The following is a 13,464-nucleotide window of genomic DNA, read 5'->3' on the forward strand; positions in this document are numbered from 1 at the left end:
TTCAAAGCATCCGCGCATGAATGGGAACGTTTCCTTCCCGTCTCGGGGGCTACGGCAGCAGCCCCGCCCTGCGTGCCGCGGTCACCGCCTCCCCCCGTGTGTGTGCGCCCAACTTCCGCATGGCGGAACGGAGATAGCCCTTGACCGTCTCCGGGCGCAGCCCCAGCCGCTCGGCCACCGCGGCGTTGGTCGCACCCGCCGCCACCCAGGACAGCACGTCCAGTTCGCGCGGCGCCAGAGCTGGGCCGCCGGCCGGGCGCGGCGCCGTCAATAGGCCGCAAGCGGCCAGCAGGTCGGCGCGCAACGCCGGGTCGGTGATCCGGGGCGCGAGCGCCCGCAGCGCCGCGTGCGCCTCCCGCACCTGCTCCCAGGCCCCCGCCCCGCCGTACGGCTGCGCCCCCGGCCCGTCGTACGCCCGTGCCGCCGCGCCCCCGAGCGGGCCCCGGCCGGCCGCGCGCAGCAGCTCCCGCGCCTCGTCCCGCAGCACCAGCGTCTGCTCCACGTCCCGCGCCACCGCCACCGCCGCGCCGAGCGCCCGGTCGCCGAGCGGCTGGGCCGAACGCAGCGCGCCGTAGAGCACCCCGCGCACCCGGCGCCGTACCACCACCGGCACCGCGAGCACCGAGCGGATGCCCTCCGCGGCCACCGGGACGTCGTACTCGTGGCTGATCTGCCGGGAGCTGGAGTAGTCGGTCACCGCGCACGGCCGGGCCAGCGCCACCGCCTTGCCGCCGAGACCGCTGCCCGAGCTCACCGCGAGCGAGCGCAGCGCGGCCGTCGCCGTGCCGCTCAGCTCGCTGATGCGCACCTGCGGCCGGCCGGACTCCACCAGCCCGCCGAAGGCGACCGGCAGCCCCGTCGCGCGCCGCAGCCGGAGCAGCGCACCGCGGATCTCCACCACCGTCACGGCCTCTGCTGTCACCTCATCGCTCCTTCGGTGCGGCTGATGTGCGGACCACACCCCCGTGCCCGCGGGGCCCACACCCCCGTTCGGGGGTAGTGAGACCTGCATCACGGATTAGACGATGCCGGGGAGCCGCCCGGCAATGGTCGGGAACATAGGAGGACGACGGATGACGACGGCGACCGATGCCTTCAGGAACGCACGGGACTTCCTGCTGGCACACCGCGAGGACTATGCCACCGCCTACGACGGGTTCGCGTGGCCCCGGCCGGAGCACTTCAACTGGGCCCTGGACTGGTTCGACGTGATCGCCGCCGGCAACGACCGCACCGCGCTGCACATCGTGGAGGAGGACGGCGGCGAGACCAGGCTGTCCTTCGCCGAGCTGTCCGAGCGCTCCGACCGGATCGCGAACTGGCTGCGCGCGCGGGGCGTCGCCGCCGAGGACCGCCTCCTGGTCATGCTCGGCAACCAGGCCGAGCTGTGGGAGGTCATGCTGGCCGCGATGAAGCTGCGCGCGGTCGTCATCCCGGCCACCCCGCTGCTCGGCCCCGGCGACCTGCGGGACCGGGTCGGGCGCGGCCGGGTCAGGCATGTGCTGGTGCGGTCCGAGGACGCGCCCAAGTTCGCCGAGGTGCCCGGCGCCTACACCCGGATCGCGGTCGGCGGCGCGCCTGAGGGCTGGCTGCCGTACGAGGACGCGTACGACGCCCCCGCCGGGTTCACGGCCGACGGGCCCACCCGCTCCGACGACCCGCTGATGCTCTACTTCACCTCGGGCACCACCGCCCGCCCCAAGCTGGTCGAGCACACCCATGTCTCGTACCCCATCGGCCACTTGGCGACCATGTACTGGGTCGGCCTGAAGCCCGGCGACGTCCATCTGAACATCTCCTCGCCCGGCTGGGCCAAGCACGCCTGGTCCAACCTGTTCGCCCCGTGGAACGCCGAGGCCACCGTCTTCATCTTCAACTACACCCGGTTCGACGCGGGCCGGCTGATGGCCGAGATGGACCGCGCCCACGTCACCACCTTCTGCGCCCCGCCGACCGTGTGGCGCATGCTCATCCAAGCCGACCTCGGCCAACTGCGCACCCCGCCGCGCGAGGTGGTGGCCGCGGGCGAGCCGCTCAACCCCGAGGTCATCGAACAGGTGCGGCGCGCCTGGGGGTTGACCATCCGGGACGGCTTCGGGCAGACCGAGACCGCCGTCCAGGTCTCCAACCCGCCGGGCCAGCCGCTGAAGACCGGCTCCATGGGCCGCCCCAGCCCCGGCTACCGGGTGGAGCTGCTCGACCCGGTCGCCGGCGCGCCCGGCGCCACCGAGGGCGAGATCGCGCTCGACCTCGCCGATCCGCCCATCGGCCTGATGGCCGGCTACCACGGCGACCCGGACCGCACCGCCGAGGCCATGGCGGGCGGCTACTACCGCACCGGCGACATCGCGGCCCGCGACGAGGACGGCTACCTGACCTACATCGGCCGCGCCGACGACGTCTTCAAAGCCTCCGACTACAAGATCAGCCCCTTCGAGCTGGAGAGCGCGCTGCTGGAGCACGAGGCGGTGGCCGAGGCCGCCGTGGTGCCCGCCCCGGACGAGCTGCGGCTCGCGGTGCCCAAGGCGTACATCGTGCTCGCCGAGGGCTACACGCCCGGCCCCGGCACCGCCAAGGTCATCTTCGAGCACTCCCGCCAGGTGCTCGCCCCCTACAAGCGCATCCGCCGACTGGAGTTCGGCGCGCTGCCCAAGACCGTCTCCGGCAAGATCCGCCGCATCGAACTGCGCGAGGCGACCGCGCAGGGCTCGGCGGACGAGTACCGCGAGGAGGACTTCCGGTGAGCGCCCCCGAGCTGTCGTACGCCCACGGCACCGGCACCACCGCGCTGCTCGGCGACACCATCGGCGCCAACCTCGCCCGTACGGCGCGGACGTGGCCGGACCGGGAGGCTCTGGTCGACGTGCCGGCCGGGCGCCGCTGGACGTACGCCGCCTTCGACGCCGATGTGGACCGGCTCGCCTGCGCCCTGCTGGCGAGCGGCATCGCCAAGGGCGACCGGGTGGGCATCTGGGCGGTCAACCGCGCCGAGTGGGTGCTCGTGCAGTACGCCACCGCCCGCGCCGGCGCCATCCTGGTCAACATCAACCCGGCCTACCGCACCCACGAGGTGGGGTTCGTCCTGCGGCAGGCGGGCGTACGGCTGCTGTTCGCCTCCCTCAGCCACAAGAGCAGCGATTACCGCGCCATGGTCGAGGAGGTCCGCGGCGGCTGCCCAAAGCTGCGCGAGGTCGTCTACCTCGGGGACCCCGGCTGGGCGGAGTTCACCGCGCGCGGCATTGTCGGCGACCGGTCCGAACTGGCGGCGCGGGAAGCCGAGTTGTCCTGCGACGACCCGGTCAACATCCAGTACACCTCGGGCACCACCGGCTTCCCCAAGGGGGCCACCCTCTCCCACCACAACATCCTCAACAACGGTTACTTCGTGGGCGAGTTGGTCAAGTACACCGAGCAGGACCGCATTTGCGTCCCGGTCCCCTTCTACCACTGCTTCGGCATGGTGATGGCCAATCTGGCGGCCACCTCGCACGGCGCCTGCCTGGTGATCCCGGCCCCGTCCTTCGAACCGGGGGCCAGCCTGGAGGCGGTGCAGCGGGAGCGGTGCACCTCCCTGTACGGCGTCCCGACCATGTTCATCGCGGAGCTGAACCTCCCGGACTTCGCGTCGTACGACCTCTCCACCCTGCGCACCGGCATCATGGCGGGCTCGCCCTGCCCGGTGGAGGTGATGAAGCGGGTCGTCGCCGAGATGCACATGGCCGGGGTCGCCATCTGCTACGGCATGACCGAGACCTCGCCGGTGTCCCTCCAGACCCGCACCGACGACGACCTGGAGCACCGCACCGCCACTGTCGGCCGCGTCCTGCCCCACCTGGAGGTCAAGGTCGTCGACCCGGCCACCGGCGTCACCCGACCCCGCGGTGCGACGGGCGAGTTGTGCACCCGCGGCTACAGCGTGATGCTCGGCTACTGGGACGAGCCGGAGAAGACCGCCGAGGTCGTCGACGCCGGCCGCTGGATGCACACCGGGGACCTCGCGGTGATGCGCGCGGACGGGTACGTGGAGATCGTCGGCCGCATCAAGGACATGATCATCCGGGGCGGCGAGAACATCTACCCGCGCGAGATCGAGGAGTTCCTCTACGCCCACCCGAAGATCAGGGACGTACAGGTCGTCGGGGTGCCGGACGAGAAGTACGGCGAGGAGGTGCTGGCCTGCGTGATCCCGCACGACGCGGGCGACCCGCCGACGCTGGAGGAGCTGCGCGCCTTCTGCCAAGGGCGGCTCGCGCACTACAAGGTGCCGAGCAGGCTGAGCGTCCTCGACGCCTTCCCGATGACGGTGTCCGGGAAGGTCCGCAAGATCGAGCTGCGGGAGCGGTACCGGGACTGAGCCGCCGCGTCAGCCCCGCCGTGCGCGGCGCCCCGCTTCCGGGGCGCCGTCGGCGTTCAGCGCGTCGGCGGGGTCGTTCACCGGCCGCGGGACGCCCGCGAGGTCCAGCACGAACAACGGTACGCTCAGGGAGCCCGCGCAGGCGCGGGCGGCGTCGGTGTATCCGGCGAGGGAGAAGTAGACGCAGTCGGCGGACTCCGTCATCGCGGTCAGCCACAGGCACTCCACATCGCGGGGCGCGGCGGGCCGTACCGCCGGGTCCACCTGGGCGAGCAGCCCGCGGGCGGCGAGCCCGATGCCGCGCGCCGGACGCTGGTCGGCGCGCCGGATGTCCCCGTACCCGAGCCAGCGCAGATACAGCGCGGTCGCGGTGACGGCGTCGCGTGCGGTGCGGACGGTGTGCGGCCGGAAGGCGCGGCGGGGCGGGGTCGGCCGGGCGGACTCGGGCCGGGCGGACTCGGGCCGGGCGGACTCGGTCCCGGCGGGCTCGGGCCGGACGGGCTCGGTCCGGGTGGGCTCGGTCCGGGCGGCGCGGGGCCCGGCCTGTGCGTGGGGCGGCTCGGCCGGGACCGCTGCCGGCTCCGGGTCCGTCTCCACCACCGGGATGCGCAGCACCGTGCCGCACGGGCAGCCCAGTTCCGGGCGCGGCCAGTGGTTGAGCCGCCCGCAGACGGCGCACATGGCGCCGATCCACTCCTCGTCCCAGGACCGCTGCCCGGCCACGGCCGGGGCGGCGAGACGGTCGGGCCGCAGGGCGGCCGGGGCTCCGCAGGCGCAGGGATACACCGGGGCGGTGTAGACATGCTCGCGCCGACAGGCCGGACAGCGCACCGGCACGCTCTCGGGCATGGCCCACTCACTCTCGCACGACACCTCGGGACAGCGCACCCATGGTGCTCCCGCCGTACCGCGTCTGTCCGGCGTTCCCGCGCCACTTGCCGGTGTCTTTGTCTCTCTTGACGAGGTCAACACCCACCTCTACATTGCTTCCAGATAGTAGAAAGCAAATTCCATCATGCGGAATTTACTGGGACCTCTGGAGACTGTGCTCACCGCGGGGCGCGACGGGAGTACCGCATCCGACACCGAGGCAGGAGTACTCGATGGCTCGTATGACCGCTGCTCGCGCGGCAGTTGAGATCCTGAAGCTCGAGGGCGTCACCGACGCCTTCGGTGTGCCGGGCGCCGCGATCAACCCGTTCTACAAGGCCCTCAAGGAGGGCGGCGGCATCCAGCACACCCTCGCCCGCCATGTCGAGGGCGCCTCGCACATGGCCGAGGGCTACACCCGTGCGCGGCCGGGCAACATCGGCGTGTGCATCGGCACCTCCGGACCGGCCGGCACCGACATGATCACCGGTCTGTACTCGGCGACCGGTGACTCGATCCCGATCCTGTGCATCACCGGGCAGGCGCCCACGCACGTGATCCACAAGGAGGACTTCCAGGCCGTCGACATCGCCGCGATCGCGAGCCCGGTGACCAAGATGGCGGTGACCGTGCTGGAGGCGGCCCAGGTCCCCGGCGTCTTCCAGCAGGCGTTCCACCTGATGCGCTCCGGCCGGCCCGGCCCGGTGCTGATCGACCTGCCGATCGACGTCCAGCTCACGGAGATCGAGTTCGACCCGGAGACGTACGAGCCGCTGCCGGTGTACAAGCCCGCCGCGACCCGTGCGCAGATCGAGAAGGCGATGTCGTACCTGCTCGCGGCCGAGCGGCCGGTGCTGGTGGCGGGCGGCGGCGTCATCGGCGCGGACGCGTGCGAACTGCTCACCGAGTTCGCCGAGCTGACCGGCACCCCTGTCATCCCGACCCTGATGGGCTGGGGCGCGCTGCCCGACGACCACGAGCTGAACGCGGGCATGGTCGGCGTGCAGACCGCGCACCGCTACGGCAACGCCACGTTCCTGGAGTCCGACTTCGTCCTCGGCATCGGCAACCGGTGGGCCAACCGGCACACCGGCTACAAGCTGGACGTCTACCGCGCGGGCCGCACCTTCGTGCACGTGGACATCGAGCCCACGCAGATCGGCCGGATCTTCCCGCCGGACTACGGGGTGGTGTCCGACGCGCGGGCGGCGCTGGAGCTGTTCGTCGAGGTGGCGCGGGAACTGAAGGCCGCGGGCCGGCTCCCCGACCGCGGCGAGTGGATCTCCTCCTGCCAGGAGCGCAAGGCCACGCTGCTGCGCCGTACGCACTTCGACGACGTGCCGATGAAGCCGCAGCGGGTGTACGAGGAGATGAACCGGGCCTTCGGTCCAAAGACGCGGTACGTCACCACGATCGGCCTCTCCCAGATCGCCGGCGCGCAGATGCTGCACGTCTACAAGCCCCGGCACTGGATCAACTGCGGCCAGGCGGGGCCGCTCGGCTGGACGATCCCGGCCGCGATCGGCGTGGCCAAGGCCGACCCGGAGGCGGCGGTGGTCGCGCTGTCCGGCGACTACGACTTCCAGTTCCTGATCGAGGAACTGGCGGCCGCCGCCCAGCACCGGATCCCGTACGTGCACGTCCTGGTCAACAACGCCTACCTGGGCCTGATCCGCCAGGCGCAGCTCGGCCTGGACATCGACTTCCAGGTCAATCTGGAGTTCGAGAACATCAACACGCCCGAGATCGGCGTGTACGGCGTGGACCACGTCAAGGTCGCCGAGGGCCTGGGCTGCAAGGCCCTGCGGGTGACCGAACCGGACCAGCTGGGCCCCGCCTTCGAGGAGGCGAAGAAGCTGGCGGCGCGGTACCGGGTGCCGGTCGTGGTGGAGGCGATCCTGGAGCGGGTCACGAACATCTCGATGAGCCGCACGATGGACATCAGCGACGTCACCGAGTTCGAACCCCTCGCCACGGAGCCGTCCCACGCGCCGACGGCGATCGGCGCGCTGAACCGCTGACGCCTCGCGGCACACGCAAGGGGCGGCCCGTACGGGCCGCCCCTTTCTCGTGTCCGCCCCTACACCTCGTGCTCCGAAAGCCCCGGCCACTCCTCGGGCCCGCCCCCCTGCCACTCGATGAGGTCGTCCTCCTCCACCTCGACCCGGTCCAGATCGGCCAGCCGCAAGATCTCCACCACATCGTCCAGATGCGACGCCAGCCCCAGCGTCACCTCCCCTTCGGTGACCCGCCGGGACCCGTCGAGGGCGGGCGCGTGCACGACGATGTGCGGATGCCCCGAATTACCCATACCGCCAGCGTGCCCCGCCCCCGGCCTTCCCGCACGCCGGGCTTGCCAGCCCCGACGGGCAGACTTGCACGCAGCGACATGGCCGCCGCCTTCCCCCCTGTGCGGCTTGCCCGAATGGCTGATCGCGGCGAGCGAGGCGTACTCGCGGGACCACCCCGGCGCGCGCGCTCCTCCAGGCCGCCGAACTCCAGCGCCGTACCGCCGGCCTCCAGGCCCTGCGCGCCGTCGCACAACCCCGAGCGTCCTGTACAACGCCGAACGCTCCCTCGCCGGAGGTGTCCGGCGTAGGGAGCGTTCTGTTGGTGCCGTCCGGCGGCGCGGCGCTGGGCGCGACAGGTCGGTCGCGCCGCCGGACGGGGTAGGGGGTGGGTGGGGACCGCGGGGGTGTGACGGAGGCGGGGGCCCTTCACTCTGGTCGAGAAGGGACCCGGCTCCTTGACCACCGCACTGGCTCGCACGCCGCCGCGGTCCTCGCCCTGCCCGCGCCGCGCCGGACGGCCACCCCTCAATCCGGGCCGTCCGTGCGGCGCGGGCCGCGTGCGCGGGCATGACCTCCCGTCAGACCCCGCACGCCGCCTTGCCGATCGATCGAGGCGCTCAGTCCTCGCGCAGGGCCTCGACCGCTTCCCGCACCCGCTTGCCGTACTCCGGATCGGCCGCCTGGAAGTGCGCCAGGTTCTTCTCGATCACATCGTCGCGGGAGACCTGTGCGAGGCCCCCGGCGATGTTCGCGACCAGACGCCGCTTCTCCTCCTCGGACATCAGCCGGTACAGCTCGCCCGCCTGGTAGAAGTCGTCGTCCTTGGTGTGCAGCGGCGCGGCATGGGTGCCGGTGTGCCCGGACACGGGCAGCGGCGCCGCGAGCGGGCGGCCGGTCTCCGCGGGGCCGTCGTAGGAGTTCGGCTCGTAGTTCTTGGCGTACCGGCCCTGGGAGTTGACCGCCATGAGACCGTCGCGACCGTAGTTCTCCGCGGTCGTCGCCCGCGGCGCGTTCACGGCGAGCTGGGTGTGGTTGACGCCCAGGCGGTACCGGTGGGCGTCCGCGTACGCGAACAGCCGGCCCTGGAGCATCTTGTCCGGCGAGGGACCGATGCCCGGCACGAAGTTGTTCGGCGAGAACGCGGCCTGCTCGACCTCGGCGAACACGTTGTCCGGGTTGCGGTCCAGGACCAGCCGGCCCACCCGCTGGAGCGGGTAGTCCCGGTGCGGCCACACCTTCGTCAGATCGAACGGGTTGAAGCGGTACTCCGCCGCCTCGGCCGCCGGCATGATCTGCACGTACAGCGTCCACGACGGGTGCACGCCCCGCTCGATCGCCTGGAGCAGGTCCGTCTGGTGCGAGTTGGGGTCCTTGCCCGCCAGCTCCTGCGCCTGCTCGGTGGACAGGCAGCGGATGCCCTGGTTCGTCTTGAAGTGGTACTTGACGAAGAAGCCCTCGCCCGCCGCGTTCGTCCACTGGTAGGTGTGCGAGCCGTACCCGTTCATGTGCCGGTACGACGCCGGGATGCCGCGGTCGCCCATCAGCCAGGTCACCTGGTGCGTGGCCTCGGGGGCGTGCGCCCAGAAGTCCCAGACGTTGTCCGGCTCCTGCTTGCCGGTGAACGGGTCCCGCTTCTGCGAGTGGATGAAGTCGGGGAACTTCAGCGGGTCCTTGATGAAGAACACCGGGGTGTTGTTGCCGACGAGGTCGTAATTGCCCTCCTCGGTGTAGAACTTGAGCGCGAACCCGCGCGGGTCGCGCACCGCGTCGGCGCCGCCGAGGTTGTCCGCGACCGTGGAGAACCGCGCGAACACCTCGGTGCGCCGGCCGACCTCGCCGAGGAAGTGGGCGTGGGTGTACCCGGTGACGTCGTCGGTCACCTCGAAGTGGCCGTACGCGCCGGAGCCGCGGGCGTGCACCACCCGCTCCGGGATCCGCTCGCGGTTGAAGCGCGCGAGCTTCTCCAGGAGGTGCTGGTCCTGGAGCAGGAGCGGGCCGCCGACGCCGGCGGTGGCGGAGTTCTGGTTGTCGGCGACCGGGGCGCCGGACTCTGTCGTGAGCACGCGCTGCGACATCGTGGACCTTCCATGCGGGTGGCAGCGGAAATCGTCTTCCGCTTTGTGGAGCCTAGAAGTCTGCGTGGAGCCTAGGAGTGGGGTGAACGGGGCGTCAACAGTTTGTTGAATTTGGTTCCGGGCCGCGGCACCGCATTGGGCGCGACGGGACAGGTGTCAACGGCACCGCGACCCGGAAGTCTCAGAGACGGCCCGGAGGCCGGTCCCGGGGGCGGCGTCAGACCTGCGCGCCGGACAGCCGTTCCACCGACCGCAGCAGCGCCGAGTGGTCCAGCCCGCCGTCGCCCTGCGCGCGCAGGGACGCCACCAGCTGGGCGACCACGGCGCCGACCGGCAGGGCCGCGCCGACACTGCGGGCGGCGTCGGTCACGATGCCCATGTCCTTGTGGTGCAGATCGATCCGGAAGCCCGGCGCGAAGTCTCGGTTCAGGAAGTTGTCCTTCTTGCGCGTCAGCACCGTCGAGCCCGCGAGGCCGCCGTTCAGCACGTCGAGCGCGGCGGCGAGGTCGACGCCCGACTTCTCCAGGAAGACCACGGCCTCGGCGCACGCCTGGATGTTCACGGCGACGATCAGCTGGTTGGCCGCCTTCACGGTCTGCCCCGAGCCGTGCGGCCCGCAGAGCACGATGGTCTTGCCGAGGGCCTCGAAAAGGGGCTTCGCCTCGTCGAAGTCGGCCTGCTCACCGCCGACCATGATGGACAGCACCGCCTCGACGGCCCCGGCCTCGCCGCCGGACACCGGGGCGTCCAGCACCCGGATGCCCTTCTCCTTCGCGGCGGCCGCCAGCTCGATCGAGGTGCCCGGCGTGATCGAGGACATGTCGATCAGCAGGGTGCCGGGCCGGGCGTGCTCCAGGATGCCGTCCGGGCCGTAGGCGATGGCCTCCACCTGCGGGGACGCGGGAACCATGGTGATGACCACATCGGCGTCGCGGACGGCCTCGGCGATCGAGGGGGCCGCGGTGCCGCCGGCGGCGGCCAGCCGGTCCAGCTTCGCCTGTTCCAGGGTGTAGCCGGTGACGTCGTAACCCGCCTTGATCAGGTTCTCGGACATGGGGGAGCCCATGATGCCGAGGCCGATCCAGGCGATCTTCGGGAGCGTTGTGCTCATGTTCGGGGTGCCTCTCTCAACTGCCGTGCGATGTCAGGGGCGTTCAGCGCGCCGGGCGCGCCTCGCGCGGGAGCCAGTCGAAGGCCTCGGTGCTCGGGCGGTCGCCCGGCTTGTACTCCAGGCCCACCCAGCCCTCGTATCCGGCCTTCCGCAGCCGGTCCAGCAGCTCCGCCAGCGGGAGCGAGCCCGTGCCGGGGGCGCCGCGGCCCGGACTGTCGGCGATCTGGACATGGCCGGTCTTCCCGGCGTACCGGTCGATCACCGCGGGCAGGTCCTCGCCGTTCATGGCCAGGTGGTACAGGTCCATCAGGAACGACGCGTTCCCGAGGCCCGTCGCCGCGTTGACCCGGTCGACGACCTCCACCGCGGCCGGCGCCGACACCAGCGGGTAGCGCGGCGACTCGGGCGCGTTCAGCGCCTCGATCAGCAGCGTCGCGCCGATCCGGTCGGCGGCGCGGGCCGCGAGGACCAGGTTCTCCAGGGCGAGCGCGTCCTGCTCGGCTGGGTCCACCCCGTCGACCCGGTTGCCGTAGAGCGCGTTGAGCGCGGTGCAGCCGAGGGACGCGGCGAAGTCCGCGGTCACGTCGATATTGGCGCGGAACCGCTCGGACTCCTCGCCGGGGACGGACAGCGCGCCGCGGTCCGGGCCCGGCAGCTGTCCGGCGTAGAAGTTCAGTCCGGTCAGTCGTACGCCCGCGTCCTCGATCGCCCGTTTCAGGGCGTCCAGCTCGGACCGCGGGGGAGTGGGGGAGTCGACCCAGGGCCACCACAGCTCGACCGCGGTGAAGCCGGCCGCGGCGGCTGCCGCGGGGCGCTCCAGGAGCGGGAGTTCCGTGAAGAGGATCGACAGGTTGACGTTGAAGCGCTGGTCTGCGGCTGTGCCCCAGTCGAAACCTGGCATGTCGGGCCGCGCTCCCTTCCGTGGTAGGTATTCCGCATTACGGAAGTTTGTTTCTGCGTATTGGAAGATTGCCGTCGTGTGTCGCCGCTTGTCAAGGGGGTCCGCCCACCGTTCCCCGCTGGGGCACCCCACGGCGCGTACCGCGCGTTAGGTTGTGCGCGTGCGATTGAGAGTGGAGTTCACGACCGAACCCTTCGACCTGGAAGAAGCCCCCGCGCACGCCCTGGCGGCGCGGGAGGTCATCGAGACCGCGGCCCTGGACGCCGTGGACGTCGGCCCGTTCGGCAACACCGCCGAGGGCGGCGCCGAGCACGTGCTCACCGCGGTGGACGCGCTGCTGCGCCGGAGCCTCGCGGCGGGCGCCACCCGGATCTCGCTCCAGGTCAACGTGCTGGGCGACGGCAGCGGCGGCGAGACCGGGGAGGGTGGTAGATGACCGGGGAGGAGCCCTTCATCGCGGCCGTGAAACCGCTGGTCGACGCCATGGGCGGGGTGATGGTGCCGGCCGACGAGGCCGGCCCCGAGGACGTCGTGCTCGCCTGGGAGGGCGCCGACGTGGTCGCCGTACGCCTGCCCCAGCTCGCCGACTCCCTCGATCACATCCTCGCCGCCATGGAGCGCCGCGAGGGCCGGCCGCTGTCCGACCTGGACCGCAAGGCCAAACAGGAGGTCGTGCGGATACTGGAGGCGCGGGGCGCCTTCGCCGTGCGGCACGGGGTGGAGACCGTGGCGAGCGCGCTGGGCGTCAGCCGCTTCACGGTCTACAACTACCTGAACCGGGAGAAGGGCAGCTGAGGCGCGCCCTGGGAGGTGTCGAGGCTTGTAACGGCTCGTAACGCGGAATTTTCAACAAAGTGTTGACGCGGCGTTTCCGGGGGCGTTAGCTATCGGCAGCCCGTTCAGCACGAAGGCCGAATCCGGCCACGGAGGCTCCCGTGACGTCGACTTCCACGCCCCCGGGTCTGGCCCGGTTCAACGACCTGGAGGAGCGGGCGGCCTTCGCCGCCCTCCACGAGGCGTGCGCCTCCACGGCATGGGCACGACGGCTGACCGCCGCCCGCCCCTACGCCACCGCCGACGAGCTCTACGCCGCCGGCGACGCCGCCCTGGCCGAGCTGACCGCCGCCGATCTGGCGGAGGCGATGGCCGGGCACCCGCCGATCGGGCGGCCCCGGCCGGGCGACCCGGCTTCGGCCCGCGAGCAGCGCGGCATGGCCGGCGCGTCCGAGGAGCTCAAGGCCGAGATGCTCGAACTCAACCTGGCCTACCAGGAGAAGTTCGGGCACGTCTTCCTCATCTGCGCCACCGGTCTGACCGGCGAGCGGATGCGGGACGCGGTCAAGGAGCGGATCGGCAACGCGCCGGAGCGGGAGCGGGAGATCGTCCGCGCCGAGCTGGGGAAGATCAACCGCATCCGACTGGCCCGACTCGTCGAAGAGGACGCCTGACCCATGAGCACCAGCACCACCGCCTCCGTGTCCACGCACATCCTGGACACCTCGATCGGCCGCCCCGCCGAGGGCGTCGCCGTCCACCTCTCCGCCCGCTCGGGCGGGGACGCGGACTGGCGATCGCTCGGCGGCTCCGCGACCGATGCCGACGGCCGGTGCAAGGATCTGCCGGCCCCACCGGCGGGTACCACCCAGGTACGGCTCGACTTCGCCGTGGAGCCGTACTTCCGCGAGCAATCTGCGAACCAGCAAGCCGATGCGCAGCAGGACGCCCCCGCGAATCGGGACAGCGGACCGGCCGTGTTCTTCCCGGAAGTGGCGATCACCTTCGCCGTCGTACCGGGCGAGCACTACCACGTACCGCTGCTGCTCAACCCGTTCGGCTACTCCGTTTACCGAGGGAGCTAGCTA

General features: G+C 71.7%; 13 protein-coding genes. 7 read left to right on the top strand and 6 right to left on the bottom strand.

Going from position 1 to position 13,464, the window contains the following annotated elements; all coding sequences use genetic code 11:
• Positions 1-49: 49 nt before the first annotated feature.
• Complete coding sequence (locus tag AC069R_RS08290; protein ID WP_478765716.1) at positions 50-1,012, bottom strand: helix-turn-helix transcriptional regulator; 963 nt, start codon at positions 1,010-1,012, stop codon at positions 50-52.
• A gap of 61 nt (positions 1,013-1,073) precedes the next feature.
• On the opposite strand from AC069R_RS08290, the gene AC069R_RS08295 reads away from it, so the two are divergent.
• Positions 1,074-2,744, top strand: coding sequence for an AMP-binding protein (locus AC069R_RS08295; protein ID WP_478765575.1), 1,671 nt, complete (start codon positions 1,074-1,076; stop codon positions 2,742-2,744).
• Positions 2,741-4,354 carry an AMP-binding protein gene (locus AC069R_RS08300; protein WP_478765577.1) on the top strand — a complete coding sequence of 538 codons (1,614 nt, stop codon included), beginning with the start codon at positions 2,741-2,743 and terminating at the stop codon, positions 4,352-4,354. Before AC069R_RS08295 ends, AC069R_RS08300 begins: the two co-directional genes overlap by 4 nt.
• Before the next feature lie 9 nt (positions 4,355-4,363).
• On the opposite strand, the gene AC069R_RS08305 is transcribed toward AC069R_RS08300, so the two are convergent.
• Positions 4,364-5,203, bottom strand: a complete 840-nt coding sequence (locus AC069R_RS08305) for a hypothetical protein (RefSeq protein WP_478765579.1) — start codon at positions 5,201-5,203, stop codon at positions 4,364-4,366.
• A gap of 263 nt (positions 5,204-5,466) precedes the next feature.
• Between AC069R_RS08305 and gcl the strand changes: the two genes are divergently transcribed.
• On the top strand, positions 5,467-7,245 hold the full coding sequence (gene gcl / locus AC069R_RS08310) for a glyoxylate carboligase (RefSeq protein ID WP_478765718.1): 1,779 nt from the start codon (positions 5,467-5,469) through the stop codon (positions 7,243-7,245).
• Between the two features lie 59 nt (positions 7,246-7,304).
• On the opposite strand, the gene AC069R_RS08315 is transcribed toward gcl, so the two are convergent.
• The 4 genes from AC069R_RS08315 to AC069R_RS08330 form a co-directional block, all read right to left on the bottom strand.
• Positions 7,305-7,535 carry a hypothetical protein gene (locus AC069R_RS08315; protein WP_478765581.1) on the bottom strand — a complete coding sequence of 77 codons (231 nt, stop codon included), beginning with the start codon at positions 7,533-7,535 and terminating at the stop codon, positions 7,305-7,307.
• Between the two features lie 597 nt (positions 7,536-8,132).
• Positions 8,133-9,590 (bottom strand): catalase, encoded by a 1,458-nt coding sequence (locus AC069R_RS08320; RefSeq protein ID WP_478765582.1) that lies wholly within the window; start codon positions 9,588-9,590, stop codon positions 8,133-8,135.
• Between the two features lie 217 nt (positions 9,591-9,807).
• Positions 9,808-10,701 carry a 2-hydroxy-3-oxopropionate reductase gene (locus tag AC069R_RS08325; protein ID WP_478765584.1) on the bottom strand — a complete coding sequence of 298 codons (894 nt, stop codon included), beginning with the start codon at positions 10,699-10,701 and terminating at the stop codon, positions 9,808-9,810.
• A 43-nt stretch (positions 10,702-10,744) separates the two neighbouring features.
• Positions 10,745-11,602 carry a TIM barrel protein gene (locus AC069R_RS08330; RefSeq protein WP_478765586.1) on the bottom strand — a complete coding sequence of 286 codons (858 nt, stop codon included), beginning with the start codon at positions 11,600-11,602 and terminating at the stop codon, positions 10,745-10,747.
• A gap of 160 nt (positions 11,603-11,762) precedes the next feature.
• On the opposite strand from AC069R_RS08330, the gene AC069R_RS08335 reads away from it, so the two are divergent.
• From AC069R_RS08335 to uraH, 4 genes are all read left to right on the top strand, one after another.
• Positions 11,763-12,038, top strand: coding sequence for a hypothetical protein (locus tag AC069R_RS08335; RefSeq protein WP_478765587.1), 276 nt, complete (start codon positions 11,763-11,765; stop codon positions 12,036-12,038).
• Positions 12,035-12,397 carry a helix-turn-helix domain-containing protein gene (locus AC069R_RS08340; RefSeq protein WP_471066445.1) on the top strand — a complete coding sequence of 121 codons (363 nt, stop codon included), beginning with the start codon at positions 12,035-12,037 and terminating at the stop codon, positions 12,395-12,397. The genes AC069R_RS08335 and AC069R_RS08340 overlap by 4 nt, the downstream gene beginning before the upstream one ends.
• A gap of 140 nt (positions 12,398-12,537) precedes the next feature.
• Positions 12,538-13,050: a 2-oxo-4-hydroxy-4-carboxy-5-ureidoimidazoline decarboxylase gene (gene uraD, locus AC069R_RS08345; RefSeq protein ID WP_478765589.1), complete on the top strand. Its 513-nt coding sequence runs from the start codon at positions 12,538-12,540 to the stop codon at positions 13,048-13,050.
• A gap of 3 nt (positions 13,051-13,053) precedes the next feature.
• Positions 13,054-13,461 carry a hydroxyisourate hydrolase gene (gene uraH, locus AC069R_RS08350; protein WP_478765591.1) on the top strand — a complete coding sequence of 136 codons (408 nt, stop codon included), beginning with the start codon at positions 13,054-13,056 and terminating at the stop codon, positions 13,459-13,461.
• Positions 13,462-13,464: the final 3 nt, after the last annotated feature.

The organism is Streptomyces sp. NPDC043952, assembly GCF_056435325.1.

Excerpts from the sequence above, each read along its gene's own strand:
- AC069R_RS08290 (WP_478765716.1), bottom strand. The coding sequence starts at position 1,012 with ATGCAGGTCTCACTACCCCCGAACGGGGGTGTGGGCCCCGCGGGCACG.
- AC069R_RS08295 (WP_478765575.1), top strand. The coding sequence starts at position 1,074 with ATGACGACGGCGACCGATGCCTTCAGGAACGCACGGGACTTCCTGCTG.
- AC069R_RS08305 (WP_478765579.1), bottom strand. The coding sequence starts at position 5,203 with ATGCCCGAGAGCGTGCCGGTGCGCTGTCCGGCCTGTCGGCGCGAGCAT.
- gcl (WP_478765718.1), top strand. The coding sequence starts at position 5,467 with ATGACCGCTGCTCGCGCGGCAGTTGAGATCCTGAAGCTCGAGGGCGTC.
- AC069R_RS08315 (WP_478765581.1), bottom strand. The coding sequence starts at position 7,535 with ATGGGTAATTCGGGGCATCCGCACATCGTCGTGCACGCGCCCGCCCTC.
- AC069R_RS08320 (WP_478765582.1), bottom strand. The coding sequence starts at position 9,590 with ATGTCGCAGCGCGTGCTCACGACAGAGTCCGGCGCCCCGGTCGCCGAC.
- AC069R_RS08325 (WP_478765584.1), bottom strand. The coding sequence starts at position 10,701 with ATGAGCACAACGCTCCCGAAGATCGCCTGGATCGGCCTCGGCATCATG.
- AC069R_RS08330 (WP_478765586.1), bottom strand. The coding sequence starts at position 11,602 with ATGCCAGGTTTCGACTGGGGCACAGCCGCAGACCAGCGCTTCAACGTC.
- AC069R_RS08340 (WP_471066445.1), top strand. The coding sequence starts at position 12,035 with ATGACCGGGGAGGAGCCCTTCATCGCGGCCGTGAAACCGCTGGTCGAC.
- uraH (WP_478765591.1), top strand. The coding sequence starts at position 13,054 with ATGAGCACCAGCACCACCGCCTCCGTGTCCACGCACATCCTGGACACC.